The organism is Streptomyces sp. NPDC044719 (assembly GCF_056433405.1).
Genome location: NZ_JBWKHE010000007.1, coordinates 170,195 through 195,709 on the forward strand (window position 1 = coordinate 170,195; position 25,515 = coordinate 195,709).

General features: G+C 72.9%; 24 protein-coding genes. 12 read left to right on the forward strand and 12 right to left on the reverse strand.

Features of this window, described 5'->3' with window-relative positions:
* Positions 1 to 6: 6 nt before the first annotated feature.
* Entirely contained in the window at positions 7 to 294 is a 288-nt protein-coding gene (locus AC07DF_RS27435; protein ID WP_478976745.1) for a DUF4031 domain-containing protein, read from the forward strand.
* Here AC07DF_RS27435 and AC07DF_RS27440 read toward each other — a convergent pair.
* Positions 264 to 1,322 carry a GNAT family N-acetyltransferase gene (locus AC07DF_RS27440; RefSeq protein ID WP_478977913.1) on the reverse strand — a complete coding sequence of 353 codons (1,059 nt, stop codon included), beginning with the start codon at positions 1,320 to 1,322 and terminating at the stop codon, positions 264 to 266. The genes AC07DF_RS27435 and AC07DF_RS27440 overlap by 31 nt on opposite strands.
* A 34-nt stretch (positions 1,323 to 1,356) precedes the next feature.
* The gene (locus AC07DF_RS27445) at positions 1,357 to 2,019 is read right to left on the reverse strand and encodes an HD domain-containing protein (protein ID WP_478976748.1); all 663 of its coding nucleotides are present in this window, start codon (positions 2,017 to 2,019) and stop codon (positions 1,357 to 1,359) included.
* A 47-nt stretch (positions 2,020 to 2,066) separates the two neighbouring features.
* Here AC07DF_RS27445 and AC07DF_RS27450 point away from each other — a divergent pair, with 47 nt between their 5' ends.
* From AC07DF_RS27450 to AC07DF_RS27465, 4 genes are all read left to right on the forward strand, one after another.
* The gene (locus AC07DF_RS27450; RefSeq protein WP_478976751.1) at positions 2,067 to 2,744 is read left to right on the forward strand and encodes a maleylpyruvate isomerase family mycothiol-dependent enzyme; all 678 of its coding nucleotides are present in this window, start codon (positions 2,067 to 2,069) and stop codon (positions 2,742 to 2,744) included.
* 119 nt (positions 2,745 to 2,863) lie between these two features.
* Positions 2,864 to 3,562: a copper homeostasis protein CutC gene (locus AC07DF_RS27455; RefSeq protein ID WP_478976754.1), complete on the forward strand. Its 699-nt coding sequence runs from the start codon at positions 2,864 to 2,866 to the stop codon at positions 3,560 to 3,562.
* 138 nt (positions 3,563 to 3,700) lie between these two features.
* On the forward strand, positions 3,701 to 5,263 hold the full coding sequence (locus AC07DF_RS27460; protein ID WP_478976757.1) for an AfsR/SARP family transcriptional regulator: 1,563 nt from the start codon (positions 3,701 to 3,703) through the stop codon (positions 5,261 to 5,263).
* Between the two features lie 27 nt (positions 5,264 to 5,290).
* A complete protein-coding gene (locus AC07DF_RS27465) occupies positions 5,291 to 6,031 on the forward strand; it encodes an SDR family NAD(P)-dependent oxidoreductase (protein WP_478976761.1) in 741 nt (246 codons plus the stop codon).
* Between the two features lie 4 nt (positions 6,032 to 6,035).
* Here AC07DF_RS27465 and AC07DF_RS27470 read toward each other — a convergent pair whose 3' ends face one another.
* On the reverse strand, positions 6,036 to 8,075 hold the full coding sequence (locus AC07DF_RS27470; RefSeq protein ID WP_478976764.1) for a HelD family protein: 2,040 nt from the start codon (positions 8,073 to 8,075) through the stop codon (positions 6,036 to 6,038).
* Positions 8,076 to 8,357: 282 nt separating this feature from the next.
* Between AC07DF_RS27470 and AC07DF_RS27475 the strand changes: the two genes are divergently transcribed.
* Positions 8,358 to 8,546: a hypothetical protein gene (locus AC07DF_RS27475; protein WP_454357958.1), complete on the forward strand. Its 189-nt coding sequence runs from the start codon at positions 8,358 to 8,360 to the stop codon at positions 8,544 to 8,546.
* Positions 8,547 to 8,564: 18 nt separating this feature from the next.
* Here the strand turns inward: AC07DF_RS27475 and AC07DF_RS27480 are convergent, their stop codons facing one another.
* Positions 8,565 to 10,208 (reverse strand): DNA repair helicase XPB, encoded by a 1,644-nt coding sequence (locus tag AC07DF_RS27480; protein WP_478976768.1) that lies wholly within the window; start codon positions 10,206 to 10,208, stop codon positions 8,565 to 8,567.
* A gap of 164 nt (positions 10,209 to 10,372) precedes the next feature.
* Here AC07DF_RS27480 and istB point away from each other — a divergent pair, with 164 nt between their 5' ends.
* On the forward strand, positions 10,373 to 11,659 hold the full coding sequence (gene istB, locus AC07DF_RS27485) for an IS21-like element helper ATPase IstB (RefSeq protein WP_478976771.1): 1,287 nt from the start codon (positions 10,373 to 10,375) through the stop codon (positions 11,657 to 11,659).
* Here the strand turns inward: istB and AC07DF_RS27490 are convergent.
* The 3 genes from AC07DF_RS27490 to AC07DF_RS27500 form a co-directional block, all read right to left on the reverse strand.
* Entirely contained in the window at positions 11,637 to 11,828 is a 192-nt protein-coding gene (locus tag AC07DF_RS27490) for a hypothetical protein (RefSeq protein ID WP_478976774.1), read from the reverse strand. The genes istB and AC07DF_RS27490 overlap by 23 nt on opposite strands.
* Positions 11,829 to 11,924: 96 nt before the next feature.
* Complete coding sequence (locus tag AC07DF_RS27495; protein WP_311126344.1) at positions 11,925 to 12,056, reverse strand: hypothetical protein; 132 nt, start codon at positions 12,054 to 12,056, stop codon at positions 11,925 to 11,927.
* Positions 12,057 to 12,230: 174 nt separating this feature from the next.
* Positions 12,231 to 14,789 carry a helicase-associated domain-containing protein gene (locus AC07DF_RS27500; RefSeq protein ID WP_478976778.1) on the reverse strand — a complete coding sequence of 853 codons (2,559 nt, stop codon included), beginning with the start codon at positions 14,787 to 14,789 and terminating at the stop codon, positions 12,231 to 12,233.
* Positions 14,790 to 14,942: 153 nt separating this feature from the next.
* Here AC07DF_RS27500 and AC07DF_RS27505 point away from each other — a divergent pair, with 153 nt between their 5' ends.
* Both AC07DF_RS27505 and AC07DF_RS27510 read left to right on the forward strand, forming a co-directional pair.
* Positions 14,943 to 15,947 carry a hypothetical protein gene (locus AC07DF_RS27505; RefSeq protein ID WP_478976781.1) on the forward strand — a complete coding sequence of 335 codons (1,005 nt, stop codon included), beginning with the start codon at positions 14,943 to 14,945 and terminating at the stop codon, positions 15,945 to 15,947.
* 52 nt (positions 15,948 to 15,999) lie between these two features.
* Positions 16,000 to 16,623, forward strand: coding sequence for an HAD family hydrolase (locus tag AC07DF_RS27510; protein WP_478976784.1), 624 nt, complete (start codon positions 16,000 to 16,002; stop codon positions 16,621 to 16,623).
* Here the strand turns inward: AC07DF_RS27510 and AC07DF_RS27515 are convergent.
* Entirely contained in the window at positions 16,602 to 16,850 is a 249-nt protein-coding gene (locus tag AC07DF_RS27515; protein ID WP_184599437.1) for a hypothetical protein, read from the reverse strand. The two genes, AC07DF_RS27510 and AC07DF_RS27515, sit on opposite strands and share 22 nt — an antisense overlap.
* Before the next feature lie 164 nt (positions 16,851 to 17,014).
* Here AC07DF_RS27515 and AC07DF_RS27520 point away from each other — a divergent pair, with 164 nt between their 5' ends.
* The gene (locus tag AC07DF_RS27520) at positions 17,015 to 17,398 is read left to right on the forward strand and encodes a cold-shock protein (protein ID WP_189729237.1); all 384 of its coding nucleotides are present in this window, start codon (positions 17,015 to 17,017) and stop codon (positions 17,396 to 17,398) included.
* Positions 17,399 to 17,413: 15 nt separating this feature from the next.
* Here AC07DF_RS27520 and AC07DF_RS27525 read toward each other — a convergent pair whose 3' ends face one another.
* From AC07DF_RS27525 to AC07DF_RS27540, 4 genes are all read right to left on the reverse strand, one after another.
* On the reverse strand, positions 17,414 to 18,262 hold the full coding sequence (locus AC07DF_RS27525) for a 1,4-dihydroxy-6-naphthoate synthase (protein WP_478976789.1): 849 nt from the start codon (positions 18,260 to 18,262) through the stop codon (positions 17,414 to 17,416).
* Positions 18,252 to 18,974: a futalosine hydrolase gene (locus tag AC07DF_RS27530; RefSeq protein WP_478977916.1), complete on the reverse strand. Its 723-nt coding sequence runs from the start codon at positions 18,972 to 18,974 to the stop codon at positions 18,252 to 18,254. The genes AC07DF_RS27525 and AC07DF_RS27530 overlap by 11 nt, the downstream gene beginning before the upstream one ends.
* Positions 18,944 to 19,417, reverse strand: coding sequence for a DUF2771 domain-containing protein (locus AC07DF_RS27535; RefSeq protein ID WP_478976792.1), 474 nt, complete (start codon positions 19,415 to 19,417; stop codon positions 18,944 to 18,946). The genes AC07DF_RS27530 and AC07DF_RS27535 overlap by 31 nt, the downstream gene beginning before the upstream one ends.
* Positions 19,418 to 19,479: 62 nt before the next feature.
* Positions 19,480 to 20,880 (reverse strand): MFS transporter, encoded by a 1,401-nt coding sequence (locus AC07DF_RS27540; protein ID WP_478977919.1) that lies wholly within the window; start codon positions 20,878 to 20,880, stop codon positions 19,480 to 19,482.
* 262 nt (positions 20,881 to 21,142) lie between these two features.
* On the opposite strand from AC07DF_RS27540, the gene AC07DF_RS27545 reads away from it, so the two are divergent.
* Both AC07DF_RS27545 and AC07DF_RS27550 read left to right on the forward strand, forming a co-directional pair.
* The gene (locus tag AC07DF_RS27545; RefSeq protein ID WP_478976795.1) at positions 21,143 to 22,072 is read left to right on the forward strand and encodes a DUF3027 domain-containing protein; all 930 of its coding nucleotides are present in this window, start codon (positions 21,143 to 21,145) and stop codon (positions 22,070 to 22,072) included.
* Positions 22,073 to 22,372: 300 nt separating this feature from the next.
* Positions 22,373 to 25,504, forward strand: a complete 3,132-nt coding sequence (locus AC07DF_RS27550; protein ID WP_478976798.1) for a sacsin N-terminal ATP-binding-like domain-containing protein — start codon at positions 22,373 to 22,375, stop codon at positions 25,502 to 25,504.
* Positions 25,505 to 25,515: the final 11 nt, after the last annotated feature.

The following is a 25,515-nucleotide window of genomic DNA, read 5'->3' on the forward strand; positions in this document are numbered from 1 at the left end:
GCGCTGGTGACGATCTACATCGACCCGCCGGCCTGGCCAGGGCACGGCCGCATGTGGTCCCACCTGATCAGCGACGTCTCCTTCGACGAACTGCACACTTTCGCCGAGCGCCTCGGCGTGCCCCGGCGGGCCTTCGAACGCGACCACTACGACATCCCCGCCCAGCGGTACGCGGACGCGGTGGGCGCCGGGGCCGTGGAGGTCAGCAGCCGCGAGGTGGTGCGGCTGCTGCACGGGGCGGGGCTGCGGCGGCCCAAGGGCCTCTACCGCTCGCCGGGTTCACCCAGCTCGTAGCGCACCTGGTCGGTGTCCTCCGCGACGGCCGTGAATCCGGCGCGGGTGAGGACGTTCCGCGAGGGCGTGTTGCCCCGCTCGACGTTGGCGACCACGGTCCGTACCTCGTCCCGGGCCAGGGCCCACGCCGACAGCGCGCGCAGGGCCTCGGTGGCGTAGCCGTGCCCACGGGCCGCTTCGACCAGGTCGTAGCCGATCTCGACCCGCCCCGCCTCGTCGGGAACGGCGTGGAACCCCATGGCGCCGAGCGCCTGGTCGTCCTCGCGGCGGACCAGCACGTACATGCCCCACTCCGGCAGGTGGACCCCGTCCTCGTACTGCTTGAACACCAGCCCGGCGCCGACCCGGGTGCCCTCGGCGGGGCTCCCTCCGAGCCACTCGAAGCAGCCGCCGTCACCGACCGTGGCAAGGTCGTTGGCCACCGCGGGGGTGACGCCCTCGAGGGAGAGCCGTTCCGTGCCGATCACCAGGTTGTTGTTCCACCGCCACTCGGTGACGGGCGCCCGCCCCGGCAGCTCACCCCGTCCGGTGGCCCACAACAGGGTCTGCCAGGGGGTCGGTCCGGGCTGGACATGGGGAAAGATCCGCTTGAGGACGAAGTCGCACAGCCCGGAGTCCGCCTCGTACGCCACGCCCAGTCCCTCGGCGATGTCGTGCGTGTGCAGCAGCACCTCGGCCACGCCCATCGCCGCGAACCCCTCACGGTTCGCGCTGCGGAACGGATACGGATGGAAGGCCCGCACCTGCCTCGGCGTCGTCCGGATCGCGGCGGCGAACAGGGCGCCCGTCGTCCTGATCACTTGCACCGCGCCCGCGTTGTCCGTCCCCTCCTCCAGCGAGATCTCGAACGGCGTGTACCCCTCGGGCTCCCGCCCCGCCAACTGCCCCGCGTACGCGATGAGATCCTCGGCGATGTGCACGGCCGTCTCCCGGCAGCTCCACGTCACCCGCCCGGCCGGTGTCCCCTCCCAGTCCCGGCCGGTGACTCCCCCCAGCAGCACCGCACACTCCTCGACGGCCTGCTCCACCTGCTCCGCGCCCGTTGTCCACATGCTGGGGAGGTTACGAGGAAGGGCGGGGGGAGAGCGACAGCATTTCCAGCTCGGCGGTGAGGTTGTAGCGGGCCGTCGCCTCCCACTCCTTCGTTCCGTGGGGGGTTCTGAACAGCCTCGGCAGGGCGAGGAGTTGGCGGAGGATCGTGGCGCGGCCCGTGCGGAAGGCGTCGTTCGGGACGAAGTGGTACTCCTCGCGGACGGCCGTGGTGTAGGCCGCGTACGCCGACGGGGGCGAGGCGAGGATCGCCAGATCGGCGTCGCACAGGACCTGGCCGTCGAGGTCGTCGTCGGCGGGGTCGTGGGTGACGGTGAGGCGGACCAGGCGGGCCACCTCGGCGGTCTTGGCGGCGGGGGCACCGGCCTCCGCGAGGGCGCGTTCGGCCAGGCGGGCGGAGCGTTCCTCGTTCTCGGAGCGGTCGGGCAGGTAGACCGCGTCGTGGAACCAGGCGGCCAGCCGCACCACGTCCGGGTCGTGCGCGTACCGCTCCAGTACGTCGATGTGATCGAGGACCGCCGTGAGGTGCGCGACCGTGTGATAGCGGCGCTGGGGCTCCTGCCAGCGGGTGAGCAGGTTGTCGGCGTACGGTGCCGGGTCGGGACCGCCGGCCGGGCCACGGGCTCCTTCCAGGGCGCGGGCGAAGCGGGTGCGCAGGGCGTCGGGATCGGCCATGGGGTCATTCTCCCGCTGACCCGGGGGTGGGATCTAGCGTGGGTTGCATGACGACTCCTGCTGATCTGCACGACGTACGGGACCCCGAGCAGCCCGGGCGGCTGCTCACGATCGAACGTGACGCGCTGATCCCGCTGCTGCGGGGCAGGGCCGAGGAGGACTTCGCACGACCCGTGGCCGCGTGTCCGGGCTGGACGGTGCGGGACGTGCTGGCGCACTGCTCGTCCGCCCTGACGCGGGTGGCGGAGGGCCGGTTCGAGGAGGGCGTGTTCTCGCCCGAGTCGAACGACCGGGACATCGCCGAACGCGAGGGCTGGAGCAACGGCCGGGTCGTCGACGAGCTGGAGCGGGGGATGAGCGAGGCCGGGCCCCGCATCGCCGAGGCGGGCGGGAAGCTGGACGCTCTCGCGCTCGGGGAGTGGGTGCACGCCGGGGACGTGCGCGAGGCCCTCGGGGAGCCGGGGGCGTACGGCGGGGCCGGGCTGCCGGACGCGCTCGCGCTGCTCGCCCGGCTCACCCACGAGCGGGGGCACGTGCCGCTGCACGCCGACCTCGACGACCTGGACGAGCCGCTGCGGCTGGGCGGGAGCGACGGGGAGCGGCCCCCGGGGCGTTTCATCGGGGACGGTCCGACCCTCGTACGGCTGTACGCGGGGCGGCCGGTCGGCGAGGCGGCGTACGAGCTGGCCGGGGTGGAGGCGAAGGAGCTGAACATCTTCGGGTGAGGCCTGCCTCCCGGGTGCTTGGGCGGGGGCGGAACTGGGCAGCGTAGGCTGTGATTGGACTAGACCTGTCGTGGCCGTCAGACGTCCGAACGCCGATTCCATGCCGACGAAGGGGCCCCATGAGCAAGCGTGCAGTCCTGGAGGTGATCGCCCTCGGCGTCGAGGACGCGGTCGCCGCCCAGGCGGGAGGCGCGGACCGCCTCGAGCTGGTCACCGACATGGCGGCCGACGGGCTCACCCCGTCGGCCGGGACCGTCGCCGGGATCCGCCGGGCCGTCGACCTCTCGCTGCGGGTGATGCTCCGGCTCGCGGACGGTTTCGCGGCGGGGGACGCCGGCCGGCTGGTCCGGGTGGCGGGCGAGCTGCGGGAGGCCGGGGCCGAGGAGTTCGTGCTCGGGTTCCTCGACGCGGACGGCGGCGTGGACCTGGCGGCGGTGGAGCGGGTCGTCGCGGTGCTGGACGGCTGCCCCTGGACCTTCCACCGGGCGATCGACCGGGCCGCCGACCGGGACGCCCTGCGCAAGCAGCTGGACGGGATGCCCGGGCTCGACACGTACCTCACCGCCGGATCGGCCGACGGGGTCGACGACGGACTCCCCGTGCTCCTCGCGGAGGCGGCCCGCCGAGGAGAGCCGGGGTACGAGCAGCACCTGCTGGTGGGCGGCGGGCTGCGGCTCGACCATGTCCCGACGCTGCTGGCGGCCGGGGTCGACGGCTTCCACATCGGCGGAGCGGCCCGGCCCGAGGGCTGGGAGGCGCCGGTGTCGGCGGAGGCCGTCGCGCGGTGGCGGACCGCCCTGGACGCCGTCCCCGCATGACCCCCGCGTGACCCCGGACGTCGGACCCGTTCACCGAGCCCGGTCGACCGGCCGTGTCTGCCGAGCGTTCGGGAGATACGGGGAAGCAGGGCATGTGCCCGTGCGTTGTGCCGTTGCATGAGCCTGCGCTTCTCACTGATGGGTCCGGTACGAGCCTGGCGCGACGAAGAGGAGGTCGAACTGGGGCCGCGTCAGCAGCGGGCAGTGCTGGCGGCGTTGCTGCTGAACAACGGCATCCGGCTGAGCAACGACCAGTTGATCGGCATGGTCTGGGACGACCCGACGCCGAGCGCGGTGATGGCACTGCGGACGTACGTGTACAAGATCCGCAAGACGCTTCCGGAGCTGAACCTGAAGTCGAGGGACGGCGGGTACACGGTCCGCGCGGAGATCGTCGACGACTGCCGCGGCGAACCCTTGGAAGGCCTCCGGAGTGCCTACTTCGACGCGCAGCGGGTGCGGCTCGCCAACCACCGGATCAAGGCGCGGGAGGACTGGCTCGAACGCGAGCTCGACGTGCTGGAGCTGCAGAAACACGTCGCCGCCTTCCCGCTCAGGGAACGACCGCGCGCCCTGCTGATGCGGGCGCTCTACCTGGAGGGCAGGCAGGGCGAAGCGCTCGACCACTTCCACCAGGCGCGCGCACTCCTCATCGAGGAGTTCGGCCTCGAACCAGGGCCGGAGCTGCGCGAGGTCCACGCGCAGATCCTCAACGGCGACCTCACCCTGCCGCGCAGGCCGGAGCAGCTGGTGCCGGACCTGATCGACTTCACCGGCCGCACCGAGGAGATCGCGCAAGCTCTGAGAACGTTGCCGGGCACCGTGGGCATTACCGGTATGCGGGGCAGCGGCAAGACCGCCCTGGCCACCCGGATCGGCCACCTCGTCAAAGGACGCTTCCCCGACGGGCAGATCTTCGTCAGGGGCAGGGACGTCGCGGGCGAGCTGTTGCGCGCGGTCGGCGTGGAGAACCCCGTCGGCGACAAGGCCGCGCTGTGGCGGGAGAAGGCGCGCGGCAAGCGGTTCCTGATCGTGGTCGACGACGTGCAGGACGCGGCGGCCGTGCGCGATCTCGCCACGCCCGGCTCGGCGATGATCCTCACGAGTGTCCGCCGGTTGCACGAGCTGCCGGGGGTGACCTGGCTGAAGATCGCCGGGCTGACCGAGCGAGAGTCGCGGGAGTTCCTGCGCAAGGCCTTGGGCCCGGCACGCGCGGACGCGGAACCCGAGCAGGCCGAGGTGCTGCTGGAACGCCTTTCGCGACTGCCGCACCCGATCAGGGTGATCGGCGGCAAGCTCAGCGCGCGTCCTCACTGGACGATCGAGATGGCCTTGCGGCAGATGGAGCGGGACAGCAGGCTCAGCGACGTGATCCCGTCCGACTGCGCCGCGATGATGGCCCCGTTGATCGCGGCCGAGAAGCAGCTGAGCGATCCGGAACGGCACCTGCTCAGGTGCCTCGCGCGCCAGGACGCCGAGGTGATCGACAGTCAGAAGGCGGCCGAGATGTCCGGGGTGGACGCCGGCGAGATCGAGCTGGTGCTGGAGTCGCTCGTGGGCGTGCACCTGATCGAGCCGCTCGTACTCGGCCGCTATCGGCTGCCGCGGTTCGTGCGCCTCTGCTTCGGGCTGCGCGCGGCGGCTTCCTCGCGCGGCCCGGCGCGGCCTGACCAGGCCGTATATGCGGAAATTATGCGCTGACGATCTGGCGCGGCCAAGTTGGCAGACATGACAACCAAGGAACTTCAGGACAAGAAGGCACTCGTCACCGGCGCCACATCGGGCATCGGCCGCGCGATCGCGGTCAAGCTCGCGGAGGCGGGAGCCACCGTCTACGTGACCGGGCGCAGGGCCGAACTCGGCAAGGAGACCGTCGAGCTGATCGAGCGGGCGGGCGGCACGGGCCACTTCGTCGTCGCGGACGTCGCCAACCTCGACGACGTCCGGCGGCTCGCCGAGGAGGTCGGCGACGTGGACGTGCTCGTGAACAACGCGGGCATCTTCCCGTTCTCGACGACCCTCGAGCAGCCGCTCGACAGCTACCAGCAGGTGTTCGACGTCAATGTCCGTGCGACCTACTTCCTGACGGCCGCGCTCGTGCCGGCCATGGTCGCCAGGAAGAAGGGTGCGATCGTCAACGTCTCGTCGGTCGCCGGGCAGGTCGGCACCCCGGTCGGCTCCGTCTACAACGCCTCCAAGGCCGCGATGGACGCGCTGACCCGGTCATGGGCCGTCGAGTTCGGCGCGGCGGGCGTCCGCGTCAACTCCGTGGCGCCCGGACCGATCCGCACCGACATGGCCGTCGAGACGGTGGGCGAGATGTTCGAGGAGTTCAGCCGGAACACCCCGCTCACCCGCGCCGGCGAGCCCGAGGAGATCGCCGAGGCCGTGGTGTTCCTGGCCTCCGACAAGGCCAGTTACATCACCGGCGCGGTGCTCGCCGCCGACGGGGGCTACGTCGCGACCTGAGCGGTCACGCCAGTTGTGGTGGCAGCGGCGCCGCGTGCGTGACGATCAGACCCGACACCGCTCGCGTCAGCGCCACGTACAGGCGCCGCAGCCCCGTCCGTTCGTCCGGCTCGCCGTCGACCACGGCCCGCGGTTCGTCCAGGACGACGTAGTCGTACTCCAGACCCTTCGCGAGCGAGGCCGGGACCAGGGTCAGGCGGGTCTCCCTGGTCGTCTCCTCACCCGGGCCGAGGTAGGGGATCCCGACCTCCGTCAGGGCCCGTGCCAGTTCCGGGATCCGGGCGTCCGCCGCGATCAGGCCCGTCGAGCCCTCGTTGCGCAGCAGTTCGCGGCAGGCCTCGACCACGTCGGCGGTCGCGGGGGCCGCCCGGACCTCGAAGTGCCCCGGGTTCTCGCGGATCGACACGACCGGGGTGAGACCCGGGGCGATGTGCGGCAGCAGCCGGGAGGCGTAGGTGATGACGTCCGTCGGCACGCGGAAACCCGCCGTCAGCTCCTCCACCACCGCGTCCTGTTTGCCCAGGTGGGTCAGCGCCTCCTGCCAGTCGCGGGTCGCCCAGGGCGTGGTGCCCTGCGCCAGGTCGCCGAGGACGGTCGCGCTGCCGGTGGTGCAGCGGCGGCCGACCGCCCGGTACTGCATGGGGGAGAGGTCCTGCGCCTCGTCGAGGACGACATGCCCGAGGGAGTGCGTGCGCTGGATCAGGTCGGTGGCCTCGTCGATGAGGACGGCGTCGGCCGCTGCCCACTTGGCCGACTTGACGCTGCGCGCCGGTCGCGCCCACAGGATCGCCTTCTGCTCCTCCTCGTCGAGGATCCCCGCCGCGTGTTCGGCGAGGAAGTCCGCGTCCGACAGCAGGCGCAGCACCAGCTTCGCCGGATCGACGGCGGGCCACACCGTCTTCACGGCCGCCTTGACCGCGCTGTTGCGGGCCACCGCGTCCTGCACCCGGTCGTCCGGCGCCTCGCCCGAGCGCTCCATCTGCACCAGCACGGCGTGCGCGATGCGCTGCGGCAGGGCCTCGCGGGCGGCACCGTAGCGGATGTCGCGGGCGAGCAACTCGCGGACGATGTCCTCCAGTTCGTACTGCGCGACACGCCACCGGCGGGAGCCGCGTACGACCACGACCGGCTCGGTGGGCAGGGTGACGTGTGCGTAGAGGGCCCTGCGCAGTACCCGCGCCATGCGGGCGTCGCCCTTGACGACGGCGGCCGTCGCCTCGTCCGTCCCCCTGATCTCGACGTGCGCCACCAGGTCCTCGACGGTGGCCTGCTGGACGGACAACTCGCCCAGCGCGGGCAGGACCTGCTCGATGTAGTGCAGGAAGGACCGGTTGGGTCCGATGACCAGGGTGCCGGTGCGGGCGAGGCGCTCGCGATGGGCGTAGAGGAGGTAGGCGACCCGGTGCAGGCCGACGGCGGTCTTCCCGGTGCCCGGGCCGCCCTGCACGCACACCGAGCCGGAGAGCCCGGAGCGCACGATCTCGTCCTGCTCGGGCTGGATCGTCGCGACGATGTCCCGCATCGGGCCGACACGCGGACGCTCGATCTCCTGCTGGAGCAGTCTGCTGGTCTTCGCCGCCTCGGCCGGGTCCGAGAGGTGCTCGTCCTCGTACGCCGTGAGGTCGCCGCCCGTGTAGCCGAAGCGGCGGCGCAGCGCGATGTCCTGCGGGTCCTTCTTGGTGGCCCGGTAGAACGGCTGCGAGACCGGTGCGCGCCAGTCGATCACCATCGGGTCGCCGTCGGCGTCGTGTACATGCCGCCGCCCGATGTAGAAGCGCTCCCCGTCCGCCCCTTCGGCCTGCTCGGCGCCCGGGGTGTGCAGATAGTCGAGCCGGCCGAAGAACAGCGGGGTGTCGCTGAGGTCGGCCAGGGCCTTGATGCGCTCCCCGATCTGGTGGGCCAGCACCTCGGCGTTGACCCAGTTCGCGGTGACGTCGGTGATGTCGAGGGCCTCGACGTCCTCGCGCATGGCACGCAGCGCGGAACGGGACGCGGTGAGGTGGGAGCGCTCACGGGAGAGCGGGTCGTCGACGGGCGTGGACAAGGGGGTGCCTCCGGAGGACCTGCTGAAGAGATGGCGGTGAGATGCCGGCCGGTTTCCGTCCGGTCGGCTGCGCTCCGTGAGGGAGGCGGGCAAGAGCGGAGATCCTAGAGGAGCGGGGGAGGCGACCGCCAACGGTTTTTCCCGCCCCTGTTTCTCATCCCCTAGGGGACGAGGCCCTCCTTCCTGAGGGGCAGGAGTCGGTCCGCAGGCGTACGAGCGGAGTACGCAGGTTCGGCCCCGAGACCGACGCGGGCTTTACGGGCGAAACCGCACCATGGAGACATGAGCGCAGCAACCCTCTCTCCTGCCCCCGCACCGGGCCGGCCGCCGGGTGCCACCGCCGTGACCGGCAGCCACCGCCACCGCCTCGGCGACGCCCTGCGTGCCGTCAAGGTCTTCGCGGGCGCCGCCTTCGACGTGATCATCCTCGGACAGTACGGCGAGGAGGTCGGCGTGGTCCGCCACAAGTGAGCCGGCGGACCGCCGTTCTCAGCTCTCGGCGAGCAGTTCGTCCGCGTCCACGATCCGGTACGCGTACCCCTGCTCCGCCAGGAAGCGCTGACGGTGGGCCGCGAAGTCCTGGTCGATGGTGTCCCGGGCGACCACGGAGTAGAAGTGGGCCTGGTGGCCGTCCGACTTGGGGCGCAGCACTCGGCCGAGGCGCTGGGCCTCCTCCTGGCGGGAGCCGAAGGTGCCCGACACCTGGATCGCGACCGTCGCCTCCGGCAGGTCGATCGAGAAGTTCGCGACCTTGGAGACCACCAGCACGCTGATCTCGCCCTCGCGGAAGGCGTCGAAGAGCTTCTCGCGCTGCGCGTTCGACGTCTCGCCCTTGATCACGGGCGCCCCGAGGTGCTCACCCAGCTCGTCGAGCTGGTCGATGTACTGGCCGATCACCAGGATCTGCTGCCCGGCGAAGCGGCGGACGATCGCCTCCGTGACCTTCCGCTTGGTCGCCGTCGTGGCGCAGAAGCGGTACTTCTCCTCGGTCTCGGCCGTGGCGTACGCGAGCCGCTCGGAGTCCGTCAGATTGACCCGGACCTCGACGCAGTCGGCGGGCGCGATGTAGCCCTGCGCCTCGATCTCCTTCCACGGAGCGTCGAACCGCTTGGGCCCGATCAGGGAGAACACGTCCGACTCGCGGCCGTCCTCACGGACCAGGGTGGCCGTCAGGCCGAGCCGCCGCCGCGCCTGCAGATCCGCCGTGAACTTGAAGACCGGCGCCGGCAGCAGATGCACCTCGTCGTAGACGACCAGGCCCCAGTCCCGCGAGTCGAACAGCTCCAGGTGCGGATAGACGCCCTTCCGCTTGGTCGTCAGCACCTGGTACGTGGCGATCGTGACGGGCCGGATCTCCTTCTTCGTCCCGCTGTACTCGCCGATCTCGTCCTCGGTGAGCGACGTCCGCTTCACCAGCTCGTGCTTCCACTGCCGCGCGGAGACCGTGTTCGTGACGAGGATCAGCGTCGTCGACTTCGCCTGCGCCATCGAACCGGCCCCGACCAGCGTCTTCCCGGCACCACAGGGCAGGACGACGACGCCCGACCCGCCGTGCCAGAAGTTCTCGACGGCCTGCTTCTGGTACGGCCGGAGCGCCCAGCCGTCCTCGGCCAGCTCGATCGGGTGCGCCTCGCCGTCGACGTACCCGGCGAGGTCCTCGGCCGGCCAGCCCAGCTTCAGCAGGGTCTGCTTGATCTGCCCGCGCTCGGAGGGGTGCACGGCGACGGTGTCCGGGTCGATCCGCGCGCCGACCAGCGGCGTGATCCGCTTCGACCGCAGGATCTCCTCCAGCACCGGCCGGTCGGTGGTCGTCAGGACCAGGCCGTGCGCCGGGTGCTTGGACAGGGTGAGCCGGCCGTAGCGGTCCATCGTCTCGGCGATGTCGACGAGCAGCGCGTGCGGCACCGGGTAGCGGCTGTACTCCACCAGCGCGTCCACGACCTGCTCGGCGTCATGGCCCGCCGCGCGCGCGTTCCACAGGCCGAGCGGGGTCACCCGGTAGGTGTGGATGTGCTCGGGCGCCCGCTCCAGCTCCGCGAAGGGGGCGATGACACGACGGCAGTCATCGGCCCGCTCGTGGTCGACTTCCAGGAGCAGGGTCTTGTCGGACTGGACGATCAGCGGACCATTCACACGCGGCACCCTTTCTGCGGCCAAACGTCCAGTGTGCCTGATCGATGCCGCCCGAGGGTGTGATCTGCGCTGCTGGAACGACGCCGGTCCTACAGAATGCCTTTTCATCCCAACGTGTGGTGTGAATTCAGTTTTTCCACGGTGTCCCCGAAGAATGGCGAACCGTGCAGAATACGCCGACGACCACGCTCGGATACGCCCTGTTCGCCACCCGCTGGCTCCAGGCCCCGCTGTACTTCGGGCTGGTGGCCGCGCAGGGCGTCTACGTCTACAAGTTCTTCAAGGAACTCTGGACCTTAATCCTCATGTGCGTGAGCGGGCACGCCACCGAGACGTACGTGATGCTCGCCGTGCTCAAGCTCGTCGACGTCGTCATGATCGCCAATCTGCTGATCATGGTGATCGTCGGCGGCTACGAGACCTTCGTCTCGCGCATCGGCCTCCAGGGCCACCGCGACCAGCCGGAATGGCTCTCGCACGTCAACTCCAACGTACTGAAGGTCAAGCTCGCCACCGCGATCGTGGGCATCTCCTCCGTGCATCTGCTCCAGATGTTCGTGGACGTCCACCACACCTCCCACCACGCCCTGCTGTGGGGGACGGTGATCCACATGGCGTTCATCGCCTCGGCGGCGATCCTCGCGTACATGTCGGGCCCGATGGCCGCGCAGAGCGACCGCGGCCACGTCGATCGCGGCCACGTCGATCGCGGCCACGCTGATCGCGGACACGCCGACCGTGCGCCGGCCGGGCACCCGCAGGCCGTGTTCCCGCAGCCGGGCCAGGAGACCCTGGCGGTCACGCTGCCCTCGCCCCGGCAGCCGGAGCCGGAGCCGGAGCCGGAGCCGGTGACCGTGCCGGAACAGGACGCCGACGCCGAGGCCCGGATCCGCGCGGCCGGCTTCCCGGCCCGCAAGCTGCTGGAGGACTTCGACCAGCAGCACCCCCGGGGCTTCGACCGGGAGACCGTGGCGCGGCTCGGCAAGGCCGACTTCGTCGCCGCCCGGCGCAACGTGGTCTTCGTCGGCCCGACCGGCACCGGCAAGACGCACCTGGCGGTCGCCTTGGGCGTGCGGGCCTGCCAGGCCGGGCACCGGGTGCTGTTCGCGACCGCCGCCGAGTGGGCCGCCCGGCTGTCCGACGCCCGGGCCGCCGGCCGGCTCGACGCGGAGCTGGCCGCCCTCGACGAACACCCCCTCTTGATCGTCGACGAGATCGGCTACACGCCCTTCGACGGGGCCACCGCCGCCCTGTTCTTCCAGCTGGTCGCGCACCGCTACGAGCGTGGCTCGCTGATCGTGACCAGCGACCGCGCGCTCGGCCGCTGGGACGAGGTCTTCGGTGCCTCCGCACCCGCGATGGTGGACCGCCTCGCCCATCACGCCGAGGTGGTGCGCCTGGAGGGCGACAGTTACCGGACGCGCCGGGCTACCGCGGCCTGGACAGACTGATGGTGTTGACCAGCGGGCCCTCGACGGAGACACCTTCGCCCACCAGGGATTCGGCGTGGGCTGCCGGGATGGGCAGCGGCAGCGCGGGCGGGGCCGCCGCGGCCGAGGGCGCGAGCACGGCCACGAGGGCGGCGGCGGAGAGTACGACGGCGGGAAGCTTTTCACGCATGGCGGCAGGGCCTTTCACGAGCTGAGCGGTGAGGGACACCGCACCGCGGGCCGGCCCGGATCGCGGGGCCGGCCCCGACGGGTGCGCGGAGGCGGATCAGATCTGCGGCGTCTCGATGACAAGGCCGGCGACATCGATGCCCACCGCCGCGGCCGGGGTGGCGAGACCACCGAACATCATCAGGGCGGCGGTGGCCAGGACGGCGGTGACTCGACGGACAGCGCGCATGCTGGGGACTTCCTTTCGACGGTGCTCACAGGAACACCCGGTGGCTGCCCCCGGGCACAGCGCGTGATGCGGCACGCCCGGCAAGGTCGCCCAAGGGTGGGACATCCCCGGCGTGGCGTGCATGAACGGCGGCGTGCACCCGAACGGGTGAGAAGCGCCCCTGCCCGGGAGGGGTCAGCCGGAGTCGTCCGCCAGCTCCGCGACCCCGGTGATCCGGTGCAGCGGATAGGTACGGACCTCGTCCGCCGTGTGGTCGTACGCCGTGACGAAGCCGCCCTCGACGCGGATGGGAGCGATGACCCGCTGGCTGGCGGTGCCCTCGGCGTTGACGTAGCCGATCCACAGGGCCTCGCCGGTCAGGACGGCGGCCTGCATGGTGGCGAGGGTCTCGGCGGAACCGGTGCGGGGCAGCTCGCCGTTGACCGCCGGAGCGGCGCCGGGCTTGCGCGGGGTGGTGGAGGCGAGGTCGCCGGCCCGGATGGCGCGCAGCGCCGCCGCGAGGAGGACGTCGTCGGGGACCGGCGGGCCGTCCGGCACCGGCTCGGGCGCCGTACGGGGCGGGGTGCGGTGGGCGAGGGCGCGGGTGATCAGCACATCGCCCTCGGCGGACTCGGCGGCCGGCGCGAACCCCATCGACCGCAGCCCTTCGAGGAGCCCGGCGGGGTCGGCCTGCGCGGCCAGCACGGTCGGGGCGAGCCGGCGCAGGCCCAGGCCCGCGGCCCGCTTGTCGGCCAGGATCTCGCCCAGCACCGCGTCGTCGTCGCAGCGCACATACGCCGAGGCCGCGCCGACGCGCAGCTGGCCGTGCCGGCGGGCCACGTCGTCGATCAGGTAGGCGAGCGGCTGCGGCACCGGCGTGCGGGAGTGGGCGGCGAGGAAGGCGTGCAGGTCGGAGGCGGCCTGCCCGGCGTCCAGCGCGCGCCGCACCGAGCCGGGCGTGAACCGGTAGACGGTGGCACCGCCCTTGGACTCGACGTCCGCCAGCACCCCGAGCATGTCCGCGAGCGGGCGCCGCAGGGGCCCGGGTGCCACCGCCGTCAGGTCGGCCTGGAGCAGGATGTGGTCCAGCGGCTCGGGCAGCTGGGGCGTGAGGAGCCGGGCCGCGGCGGCGGAGGCGACGGCCTGTTCGGCGGGGGAGAGGGGCGCGACCGGGGCGGGGCGATGGTGGTGGTGATGGACGGGGAGCTTGTCTCCCGGACCTGCCGGTCCGGCCGGTCCGGAGGGCTCCGCCTCAGGGTGCTTCACGGCCGCCGCCGGTCCCAGCAGGGCCCGGCCATGGGCCGACAGGGCGCCCCGGCCGGTGACGCCCAGCAGCTCCGCCTCGGACAACGCCCACTGGGCGAGGCGGGCACGCGGGTCGTCCTCGAGCCGGGCGCCGCGCAGGGGGCGCTCCCAGCGCAGCCGGGCGAGCACCGACTCGGCGTCCGGCGCGGCCCCCTCCGGGAGCCCGGCCAGCAGCGCCAGCACCCGGTGCCGTACCTCGGGCGCCGCCGAGCGGTCCAGGCCCGGCCCGAGCGCCGACAACGTACGGTCCTTCGCGTCCCGCCCGCCCACGAGACCGGCCGTCCTCGTGGCCGCGAGCCATGCCGTGGCCAGTCGCGACCAGCGCTCGGCGGCGGGCGCCTCCAGCCACTCGTCGTAGGCCGGGGTCGCCGCGTACCGCTCGTCGGCCTCCCCGTCCGAGGCGATCAGGCCCGCTGCGTAGGCCAGTTCCACCCAGAACGCGGCGACCGGCTCGGGCACGTCGAGGGCGACGGCGGTCCGCTTCAGGTCGCGCACGCTCAGCCCGCCGGCCCGCAGCACCGCGGGCCCGCCCTCGTCCCAGTCCTTCAGCAGCTCCTCGACGGTCGCCAGCGCGGTGTACGCCTGTCCGGCCGCCGTACTGTCCACAACCTGTGGACGATGTACGGCGGCGGCCTCGACCACCGGCGGCACAGGCTCCGGCGTCCGGTGCGCAAGACCCCGCCGCAGGTGCAGGGCGACCTCGCGCGGCAGGACGACCGTCCCCGGCGCCGTCGGCAGCAGCAGCCCCCGGTCCAGCAGCCAGCGCAGCCGCGCCGCCGGGTCCGGGGTGACCTGCCCGTACGGCGGCCCCCACACCAGGCGTTCCAGCACGTCCAGGGAGTCGGCCGGGGCGTCGGCGAGCAACGCCGTCATGCGGGCCCGGTCCGTGAACAGGCCGGTGAGGGCGGTCACCGCGGAGACCGAGTCATGGGTCGAGGCCAGCCCGGCGGCCGTGACGATCTCCTGGATCCGCCCCGGGGACATCCCGGCGGTGGCCTCCTGGACGGTGGGGCCGAGACCGGTCGGCGAGGGGTGCTGCGGCGCGGGTGCCAGCAGTTCACGCGCCGTACGGACCAGCCGCAGCCGGTCGTCCCCGCCCCAGACCAGCGCCTGCTCGCGCAGGACGTCCAGGGCGTGCGGCAGGGCGGCGACGACGGCCGGGTCGGCGTCGTCCCCGGCCATGAGCCCGAGCAGTTCGTCGTAGGCCGCCGGGTCCGCCGCCACGGCCAGCGCCTCCGCCGTCTGCAGCGCGAACCGGTCCAGCCGCTCCAGGGCGCGCACGACCGAGGCACGGGTGCCGGCCCGGGTCGCGAGCTGCGTGAGGTCGGTCGGCACGGGCGTGATGAGATCCGGGCGGCTGCGCAGAAGCGCGCCCAGCGCGGCATCGCCCCGCGCGCGGAGCGCTTCCGCGAGGGAGCGGGGGGCCGGAGGCCTGTCCTCGGTGCTCATCCGGCCAACGGTAGCGGGTCGCCTCCGGCGGCCGGGCCGACTGCGCGCCACCTCGGCCCCGATCGCGGGACGGGCCTTTTGGCCGACCCGCCGGTACTCGCGATACCGTCGTCCGACGGCGTCAGCCAACGCACCCGCCCCGGAGGGGACTTCGTGGGGATTGAGAGCGACCAGGTCGTTTACGAGTATCTGAGCCGCGTCGGCGACGTGGCCCAGCAGCGGCAGCTGCCGTCGGCCACCCGGATGCGCCTGGTCGCCGACCTGCGGGGCGAGATCGACCGGAGCCGCGCGAAGGCCACCGTCGACTCGCCCGCCGCCGTCCGCCGCATCCTGACCCGCCTGGGCAGCCCCGACGAGGTCGTGGCGGCGGCAGCGGAAGGCACCGGCGGTGCGCCGCGGAGCGCCGCCCCCGTTCCCCCTCCCGTCCCGGTGCAGCGCGACGCCGAGCCGGAGGAGCGCGCGAAGGGGGTGCTGCGGCGCGTCGTCCCGCGGCCCCGCCCGGCCCGGCCCGCCGAAGAGCCGCACCCGGCGCCTTCCGAAGGCCCGGCCCCGCCGCACCTGGCCGCCGGGCACGAGCTCGGGGACAGCGTCGTCCAGCCCGACTGGTGGCGGGTGGACAGCAGCCCGTTCGGTGCGGGCGAGGAGGTGCCGGGCTTCGTCGGCGGCGTGGAACTGCCGGACCTGCTGAAGCCGCCGCAGCCGAGGAAGCCGGCGAGGGAGAAGCCGGCGGCGGAGGAGGAAGCCGAGCCGGCCCTCGAGGCCGTCGAGGAAGCAGCCGGGACCGGCACCCGTCGCCGCCGCCTCCCCTCGCTGCCCTCCGGGAGCTGGAGCAACCCGCTGCTCCTCGCCGCCGCGGGGCTGCTCGTCGCGGGCGCCGTGCTCGGCAACTGGTTCGTGCTCCTCCTCGGCTGGCTCATCGCCTACGCCTCGCGCCGTCTGACCCAGGCGGAGACGAAGTGGGCCGTCATGGTCCTGCCCGGGCTCGCCGTCACGTCGGGCCTGGTGTGGCTCTGGGGCAGGATGAACGGCCGCTGGGGCACTCCCATCGCCGAGGGCCACATGAACGACGCGGTCTCCGAGACCTGGCCCTGGGTGGTGCGGGGCGCGGCGGTGGCGTCGGCGTTGTTCCTGGTGTGGCGCTCCCAGCGGCAGAGGTAGCCCACATCCCGGGCACCCCCGGGACGCCTGCCGGCCATCCGCCCTGGGCACAATGGCCCATATGGCACTCACCGTCGGTTTCGACCTGGACATGACCCTCATCGACTCCCGCCCCGGCATCCGCGCCTGCTACCAGGCGCTGTCCGAGCGGACGGGCACGTACGTCGACGCCGATCTGGCGGTCACGCGGCTCGGGCCGCCGCTGGCCGAGGAGCTGATCAACTGGTTCCCGGCCGAGGAGGTCGGGGACGTGGCCGATCTGTACCGGGAGATGTACCCGTCGATCGCCATCGCCGCGACCCCGGCGATGACCGGCGCCGGTGAGGCCATCGCGGCCGTACGGGAGGCCGGCGGGCGCGCGATAGTCGTCACCGCCAAGTACGAGCCCAACGCCAAGCTGCACCTCGCCCACCTCGGCATCGAGCCCGACGCGGTGATCGGCGATCTGTGGGCCGAACAGAAGGCGGAGGCGCTGCGCGAGCACGACGCGGCCGTCTACGTCGGCGACCACGTCGGAGACGTACGCGGCGCCCGGGCGGCCGGCGCGCTGTCCGTCGCGGTGGCCACCGGCCCCTGCCCCCCGGAGGAGCTGCGCGCGGCGGGCGCGGACGTCGTCCTCGGCGACCTGACCGAATTCCCCGGGTGGCTTGTCGGCTACCGCCCTGCGCGCGCCTGACGGCGGCCGGCCGCCACGGAACGCAGTACTCCCGCGCCGGCCATCAGGAATCCGACCGCCATGAGCATGCTCAATCCGAACATGTACGTCGGAAAGGGCGTCGTCCCGAGGAACAGCGGGGCGACCGTGACCAGTGTGGCCACGGCACCGATGAAGAAGACGATGGCACCGGCACGGACCAGACGGTCACCGGGCGCGGCGGAATTCGTTTGGGTTTTGTCAGGCACCGGACCAGGGTAGTTCCCAGCCCGAAGGAACAACCCGGTGACGTCTTGTCACCGGCCTGAAGAGCATTAGCCTTGGTACCGGCGGGTCCGTGCGGCCCGCCCGAGTGCTATCAAGAGCCGTTTCCAGAAGCAGTTTTCCGACGAGTACGAGGACGAGGACAGACGTGCCTACCGGCAAGGTCAAGTGGTTCAACAGCGAGAAGGGCTTCGGCTTTCTCTCCCGCGACGACGGCGGTGACGTCTTCGTCCATTCCTCGGTCCTCCCCGCCGGAGTCGAGACGCTCAAGCCCGGTCAGCGAGTGGAGTTCGGCGTGGTCGCCGGACAGCGCGGCGACCAGGCACTGTCCCTGACGATTCTGGACCCGACCCCCTCGGTCGCCGCCGCGACGCGCAAGAAGCCGGACGAACTCGCCTCGATCGTCCAGGACCTCACGACCCTGCTGGAGAACATCACCCCGATGCTGGAGCGGGGCCGCTATCCCGAGCGGACCTCCGGCAAGAAGATCGCCGGACTGCTGCGGGCGGTCGCCGACCAGCTGGACGTCTGAGACTCTCAGGCGTCCTCAGGGAAATCGCAGCGCGTTCGGGCCGAGGGGCGGTACGAGTCCCTCGGCCGCCGCGCGTGTCAGCAGTCCGCGTACCGCCGCGTAGCCGTCCTCTCCGAGACCGGCCGTGAACTCGTTGACGTACAGCCCGATGTGCTGGTCGGCGACGGCCGGGTCCATCTCCTGGGCGTGTTCCATGACGTACGGGCGGGACACCTCGGGGTCGTCCCAGGCGGCGCGCACGGACGTCCGGATGGAGTCGGCGAGCAGCCGTAGCTTCTGCTCGCCCAGCGACCGCTTGGCGATGATCGCGCCCAGCGGGATCGGCAGCCCGGTGGTGTGCTCCCAGTGCTCGCCCATGTCGGCGAGCTTGTGCAGGCCGTAGCCGCCGTACGTGAAGCGCGCCTCGTGGATCACGAGTCCCGCGTCGACCTTCCCGTCCCGGACGGCCGGCATGATCTCGTGGAACGGCATGACGACGATCTCGCCGACCCCGTCGTCGAGGGTGTCGGCGGCCCACAGCCGGAACAGCAGATAGGCCGTGGACTTCTCGCTGGGCACGGCGACGGTGCGCCCGGCGAGATCGACATCCGCCTCCCGCGTCAGCACCAGCGGCCCGCAGCCGCGCCCCAGGGCACCCCCGCAGGGCAGCAGCGCGTACTCGTCGAGGACGTACGGCAGCACGGCGTACGACACCTTCAGTACGTCGAACTCGCCGCGCTCGGCCATGCCGTTGGTGACGTCGATGTCCGCGAAGGTCACGTCGAGGGCGGGGGCGCCGGGGACGCGGCCGTGGGCCAGGGCGTCGAAGACGAAGGTGTCGTTCGGGCAGGGGGAGTACGCGATCTGCAACTGGTCACTGGTCATGCCGGTTCCAACTCTCCAGTACGGGCACGAGCTTCCCGAAACCCTCGGTCAAAGCCGCCAGGGCGTCCCCGATGCGCCAGGCGGCGCGGTCACGCGGCCCGACGGGATTGGAGATCGCCCGGATCTCCAGCACGGGCACCCCGTGCGCCCCTGCGGCCTCGGCGACACCGAAGCCCTCCATGGCCTCGGCGAGAGCGGTGGGGTGCCGCTCGCGCAGCGCGCCGGCCCTGGTGGCCGTCCCGGTCACGGTGGACACGGTGAGCACGGCCCCGGTACGGGCCCCGGCGGCGCCGGCGACCCGCCGTACGAGCTCCCCGGGCGGCTGGTGGCGTACGGTCCCGAAGCCGAGCTCGGTGACCGGCACGAACCCGTCGGGCGTCTCTGCCCCCAGATCGGCCGCGACGATCTCATCGGCGACGACGAGCGACCCCACGGGTGCCTCCGGCTGGAAACCGCCACCGATCCCGGCGGAGACGACCAGGTCGTAGGGGGTGCCCTGGAGGGAGGCGGCGGTGAGAGCGGACGCGACGGAGGCGGCGGCGAGGGCGGGCCCCACACCGGCGTCGATCACATCGACGACGACACCGCTGCCGCCGTGGGCCCCGAAGGCCTCAGCCACCGCGTCCCGCTCCACAGGAACAGCGGTGGCCACAAGGACCCGGCCCAGCCCAGCGGCAGCGATCAGGCGTCCTTCTTGAGCTTGAAGTTCCAGAGCCCGGACGTGTCCTTCTCGCCCTCCTTGATGGACACCAGCGTCGAGTCGCCCTGCGCGCCGTACTGGGCGTTGAAGAACACGCTGCCCGGGATGGTGCGGTACGTCTTCGTGCTGTTGTCGGTCAACGGCTGACCGTTCATCAGGATCGTCCAGCCCTTGTCGGCGATCTCCGGGTCGACACCAAAGCGCACGGTCTCGTCCGGGTCCACCGAGATGGACTTGATGCCCTTGTCCTTCAGGCACTGCGTGAGGTCGGCGGGCTTCAGGGCGTCGCCCTCGCCGCCACAGGTGGCCTCGGAGTTCACCGAGTCGCTGCCCACGGTGACCGTGGCCATCGGCGTCGGCTTGTCACAGGCCGACAGGACGAGCAGTCCGGCGGATACGACACCGGCGACAGCGACGGCGCGGCGGCGTCGCACTACGGATTGCAACGTGTTCATGGGCGAAGGTTATCGGGCACACGACCGGGAGTGCCCACGCGGGGTACGGCGTGCCCGTACGGCTACGCCACGCGCGGCCGCGTCGCACCGCCGCGCCGGGCCGAGGCGATCAGCCCCCGTGCGGTCGTCAGCCACCCGGTGCCGATGATCGCCGCGCCCACCGCCAGCCCGACCGTGCCGTTGAGCGGCAGCGCGATGCCGATCGCCCCGCCCAGCACCCAGGCCATCTGCAGCAGGGTCTCGGAGCGGGCGAAGGCCGAGGTCCGGACCAGCTCGGGCACGTCCCGCTGGATCAGCGCGTCCAGGGACAGCTTGGCCAGGGCCTGTGCGAAGCCGGCCATCGCGGCCAGGCAGGCCACCAGGACCGCGCTGAAGAACACCGAGGCCGTGATCGCCACGCCCAGCACACACGCCACCACCGTCACGATGATGATCTCCGGTGCCCGGGAGCGGAGCCACGCCCCGACCGCCGTACCGAGCGCGTTGCCCGCGCCCGCCGAGACGCCCACGATCCCCAGGGACACGGCGGCGCTCTGGCCCGAGACCGGGTGCTCGCGGAGCAGGAAGGCCAGGAAGAAGATCAGGAAGCCGGTGAGGCAGCGGATGGAGGCGTTGGCGGCCAGCGCGTGGGTGACGGCCGGGCCGACCGTGCGCAGCCCGGGGCGTTTGACGGGCCGGCGGTGCGGGCCGTGCAGATGCTGTTCGTCCGCGGCCAGCAGCGCGGTGTCCTCGCCCTTGGCGGAGTCGACCTTGGGCGGCAGCGTGAACGACAGGATCGTCCCCGCCACGAAGAGCACGAAGGCGCCGTAGAGCGGCCAGCGCGGCCCGATCTGCTGGAGCCCGGCGCCGATCGGGGCGGCGATGCCGGTGGCCAGGAGCCCGCCGAGGGTGACGCGCGAATTGGCCTTCACCAGGGAGAAGCGGGGCGGCAGCAGCCGGGGCACGACGGCGCTTCTGACCACCCCGTACGCCTTCGAGGAGACGAGGACGCCGAGGGCCGCCGGGTACAGCTCGATACCGCCCGTGACGACGGCCCCGGACAGGACGATCGCGAGCAGCGCCCGGGCCAGCATCGCCCCGGCCATGGCCGCCCGGCGGCCGTGCGGGATGCGGTCGAGGAGGGGGCCGATCACCGGTGCGAGCAGGGTGAAGGGCGCCATGGTGATGGCGAGGTACAGCGCGACGCGGCCGCGGGCCTCGTCGGTGGGGACGGAGAAAAAGACCGTCGAGGCGAGGGCGACGGTGACCATGACATCGCCGGCGCCGTTCACGCCGTGCAGCTCGATCAGCTTGCCGAGGCCGGACTCGCCGGCGCCGTGGGCGTGGGTGGCCTTGCGAATGCCGCGGGCGGTCCCGGTCACCGGGAAGTGCAGGGCACGGCCGACCGCGCGGAGGGAGCCGCTCACCCGGCCCGGTCCGCTCAGTCGGCTGCTTCCCTTGACGGGCGTCTTCGCGGCTGCCACGACGTCATAGTGCCCCGAGAAGGCTGTGGGTAGTGCCATTACCGGTTGTATAGGGCCTGTGGGGTGACTGTCGTGTGACTGTCCGGTCGCCGGGTCATGGCACCGTCGGTGTACGCGAAGTGGGGCGGAAGGGTAGCGTGCGTATCTCAGCCATCCCGCAAAATGGATGAAGGACGTCGACGCGGTCCCCCGGTCCGCTCCGTCCGCCCCCGCGCTGGGAGTGGCGCACTCGTGAGACGGCGTATGGAGAGAAGCGATACCTGTGAGCGCAGCGACAACGCGAAGCCGCACCCCTGACCGTCTGTGCGCCGAGGCCGTCGACCTCGCGCGTGCCGCAGCCGAGGAGGCCGCGGCGCCAGGGATCGTCGGCGAGCACGTGGGGACGGTCTCCGAGGGGGACCGCGTTGTCACGCATTTCTTCGAGTGCCGGGAGCTGGGGTACCGGGGCTGGCGCTGGGCCGTGACGGTGGCCCGGGCGTCCCGGGCGAAGATCGTCACGGTGGACGAGGCGGCGCTGCTGCCCGGCCCGGACGCGGTGCTCGCGCCCGAGTGGGTGCCGTGGAGCGAGCGGCTGCGCCCCGGCGACATGGGGCCGGGCGATCTGCTGCCCACGGACGCCGAGGATCTGCGTCTGGAGCCCGGCTACACGGGCGAGGACGAACCGGCACCGAATTCCCCCATGTCGCACGAGATGGCCGACCTGGTGGAGGCGGAGGACGCGGACGTCACCGCGGGACCCCCCTCCGGCTTCCTCCCGGTCACCCCGTCCCGCGGCTCCATCACCGGAGTGGCGGAGGAGCTCGGCATGCGCCGGGCCCGCGTGCTGTCCCGCTACGGCCTGTACACCGCGGCCGACCGCTGGGAGGAGGCGTTCGGCCCCAAGACCCCCATGGCCCAGTCGGCCCCGGCGGCCTGCGTCACCTGCGGCTTCCTCGCCCCCATCGGCGGCTCCCTCGGCCAGGCCTTCGGCGTCTGCGCCAACGAGTTCTCCCCGGCCGACGGCCGCCTGGTCTCCCTCACCTACGGCTGCGGCGGACACTCCGAGGCCGCCGTAATGCCCCGCCCCCCGCAGCCGCCCTCCCCGGTCATCGACGAGACCCGGGTCGACCCCTTCCCGCTGCGCCCGGCGCCGGACTCGGGGTCGGTCGAGGCGACGGCGGACGAGGACACGGAGGAACTGGGGCACTCGTAGACGTGTCCTCGCCCGGCCGCCGGGAGCGCGGGTGTCACGCCGGGCGGCGGGGCGCAGGGCCCGGTGGGTGGCGGTCTCCGCGAGCCTGAGCTTCGCCTCGGCGAGCGCGAAGGCGTCGCCGGCGCATGCCCCCTCGGATGATCAGATCGGTGTGACAGCAGCTCGCTGCCGACCACGTCCCACCTGGCGGGGGGCTGCGCATCGCCTGGCGGACGGCCGCGAACCGGCGACGACGGGACACCCTCGGCCGTCCCGCTGCGCAGGCGGTACCTTCATCGTCAGCCGATGAGGAGAGTCAACGTGAGCAAGTTCGTGCGGCCCGCGCCCGAAGGTGCCGATCCCTTCGGCACGGCCCGTCTGCGCCGCGGCGTGCTGGACGCCTGGGCCACCAGCCCCGCCCGGTTCCGCGAGGACGCCAACGCCGAGGAGGACCTGGTCCTCGGCGGCTACCGGGACCGGCTCGTCGTCGAGCTCGCCCAGAACGCCGCCGACGCCGCGGCCCGGGCCGGGGTGCCGGGACGGCTGCGGCTCACCCTGCGGGACGGGGTTCTCATCGCCGCCAACACCGGGGCACCCCTGGACGCGGCCGGTGTCGAGTCGCTGTCCACGCTGCGGGCGTCGGCGAAGCGGGAGAGCCAGGAGCAGGCCGTCGGACGCTTCGGTGTCGGCTTCGCCGCCGTCCTGTCCGTCACCGACGAGCCCGCCGTCGTCGGCCGGCACGGCGGCGTCCGCTGGTCCCTCGCCGAGGCCCGGGACCTGGCCGCCGAGACCGCCCGGCACAGCCCCGGACTCGGGGACGAGGTCCGGCGGCGCGACGGGCACGTACCGCTGCTGCGGCTGCCGTTCGCCGCCGAGGGCACCGCCCCCGACCCGTACGACACCGCCGTCATCCTGCCCCTGCGCGACGATCCCGCCGCCGACCTCGCCGAACGGCTGCTGCACGCCGTCGACGACGCGCTGCTGCTCACCCTTCCCGGCCTCGAAGAGGTCGTCGTGGAGGTCAACGGGGAGAGCCCGCGCACGATCACCCGCCGCACCGACGGCCCCTTCACTGTCGTCGACGACTCCGCCGCCGGCGTCACCCACTGGCGCACCGCCGTCGCGCACGGCCCGCTCACCCCCGACCTGCTCGCCGACCGGCCCGTCGAGGAGCGGCTGCGGCCGCGGTGGTCCATCACCTGGGCCGTGCCCGTCGACAGCGACGGCAGCCCGGCCCGGCCCCGCACCAGCCCGGTCGTGCACGCGCCCACGCCGAGCGACGAGCCGCTCGGCGTCCCGGCCCTGCTCATCGCCTCGTTCCCGCTGGACTCCACCCGCCGGCACGCCGCCCCGGGACCGCTGACCGACTTCCTCGTCCAGCGCGCGGCCGACGCCTACGCCGAACTCCTCGGCGACTGGCGTCCGGTGACCACCGGGATCATCAGCCTCGTGCCCGGCCCGCTCGGCAAGGGCGAGCTGGACGGCGCCCTGCGCCAGGCGATCCTGGAGCGGCTGCCGCGCACTGCGTTTCTCCCGCCCGCCGCCGAGCCCCAGGAGCACGACGGCGACGACGACCTGCCCGACTCCCTGCGGCCCCGTGACGCCGAGATCGTCGAGGGCGCGGGCGCGGACACCGTCCGGGTACTCGCCGAGGTGCTGCCCACCCTGCTGCCCGGCGGTCTTGAGCGGCGCGCGGAGCTGCGGACCCTGGGCGTCGCCCGCGTCCCGCTGACCGACGCGATCGACCGGCTGGCCGGGCTCGAGAAGGAGCCCGGCTGGTGGCGGCGGCTCTACGACAGCCTCGCCGGGGTCGATCCGGACCGGTTGTCGGGGCTGCCCGTGCCGCTCGCGGACGGCCGTACGACGATCGGCCCCCGGCAGGTCCTCCTGCCCAGCGCGGAGGCCTCCCGCATCGACCCCGAGGTGCTGGCCCGGCTCGGCCTGAAGGTCGCCCACCCGGACGCCGCCCATCCGCTCCTGGAGAAGCTCGGCGCCCTGCCCGCCACTCCGCGTGCCGTGCTCACCACCCCGCAGGTACGGGCCGCCGTCGCTGCCTCTCTGGACGACGACGGCGGGGTGAACTGGGAAGAGGACACCCTCGACGCCGACGAACTGGCCGACACCGTGCTCGCGCTGGTGCGCGACGCCGGCCTGGAGCCCGGCGACGAGCCCTGGCTCGGCGCCCTCGCCCTGCCCGACGAGGACGGGGAGCCGGCCCCCGCCTGCGAACTCGTCTTCCCCGGCGGCCCCTTCGCCCAGGTGATGCGCGAGGGCGAACTCGCCGCCGTGGATGCCGAACTGGCCGGCAGATGGGGCGAGCAGCCGCTCGCCGCCTGCGGGGTCCTGGTGAACTTCGCGCTCGTCCGCGCCACCGACGTCGTCCTCGACCCGGACGAACTGGAGCCCCGCGAGGGCGACTTCGCCGAGCCCGACGACGCGGGCCTGCTGGACGCCGTCGACGTGTGGTGCGAGGACATCCTCGACCGCTTCCCCGACAGCCCGGTCCCGCCGGTCGCGACGGAGATCATCGCCGTACGGGACCTGGACCTGGTCGACGAGGACAAGTGGGCCCAGGCTCTCGCCCTGCTGTCGCAGCCGCCCTTCCGGGACGCCATCGTCCAGCCCGTGCGGATCCTGCTGCACGACGGGACGCACGAGGTCGTACGGCCGTACGCGGCGTGGTGGCTGCGCGGGAACCCGGTGCTCGACGGCCGCCGCCCGGCCGGTCTGCGGGCCGCCGGCGGTGACCCGCTGCTGCGCGGGCTGTACGACGAGGCCGACGCCACCGGATTTGAAGACGAGCAGGTGCTGCGCGCGCTGGGCGTACGGACGTCCGTGGCCGCGCTGCTGGACGAGCCCGGTGGGGCCGCCGAACTGCTCGACCGGCTCGCCGAGCCCGAGCGCGAGGTGACGGACGCCCAGCTGCACGCCCTCTACGGCGCACTGGCCGAGCTGGACCCCGAGCAGGTGACCCTGCCGGACGAGCTGCGCGCGGTCGTCGACGGCCGGGTGGAGGTCGTGGACGCGGCCGACGCCGTGGTCGTCGACTCGCCGGACCTGCTGCCCTTCACCTCGGGCGTCCCGCTGCTGCCGGTCCGCCCCTCCCGGGCCGCCGATCTGGCCGAGCTGTTCCAGGTGCGGCGCCTCAGCGAGTCCGTCACCGGGGAGGTCACCTCCGAGGGCGTCGAGCACGACGTACCGGAGCCGGTGCGGGTGCTGCTCGGCCGGCTGACCCCGGCCTCCTACGTCGAGCACGAGGAACTCGTCGTCGACGGCGTGGAGATCGACTGGCGGCTGACCGACGACGGTGTCCTGCACGCCGCCACCCTGGAGGGCGTCGCCGCGGGACTGGCCTGGGCGGCCGGCCAGTGGCCGCGGCGGTTCGAGGTGGCAGCACTGCTGGAGGACCCCTCCCGGACGGAGGAACTGGCGCGGGACCGGTGGTTCGACTGAGGAGCGACGTG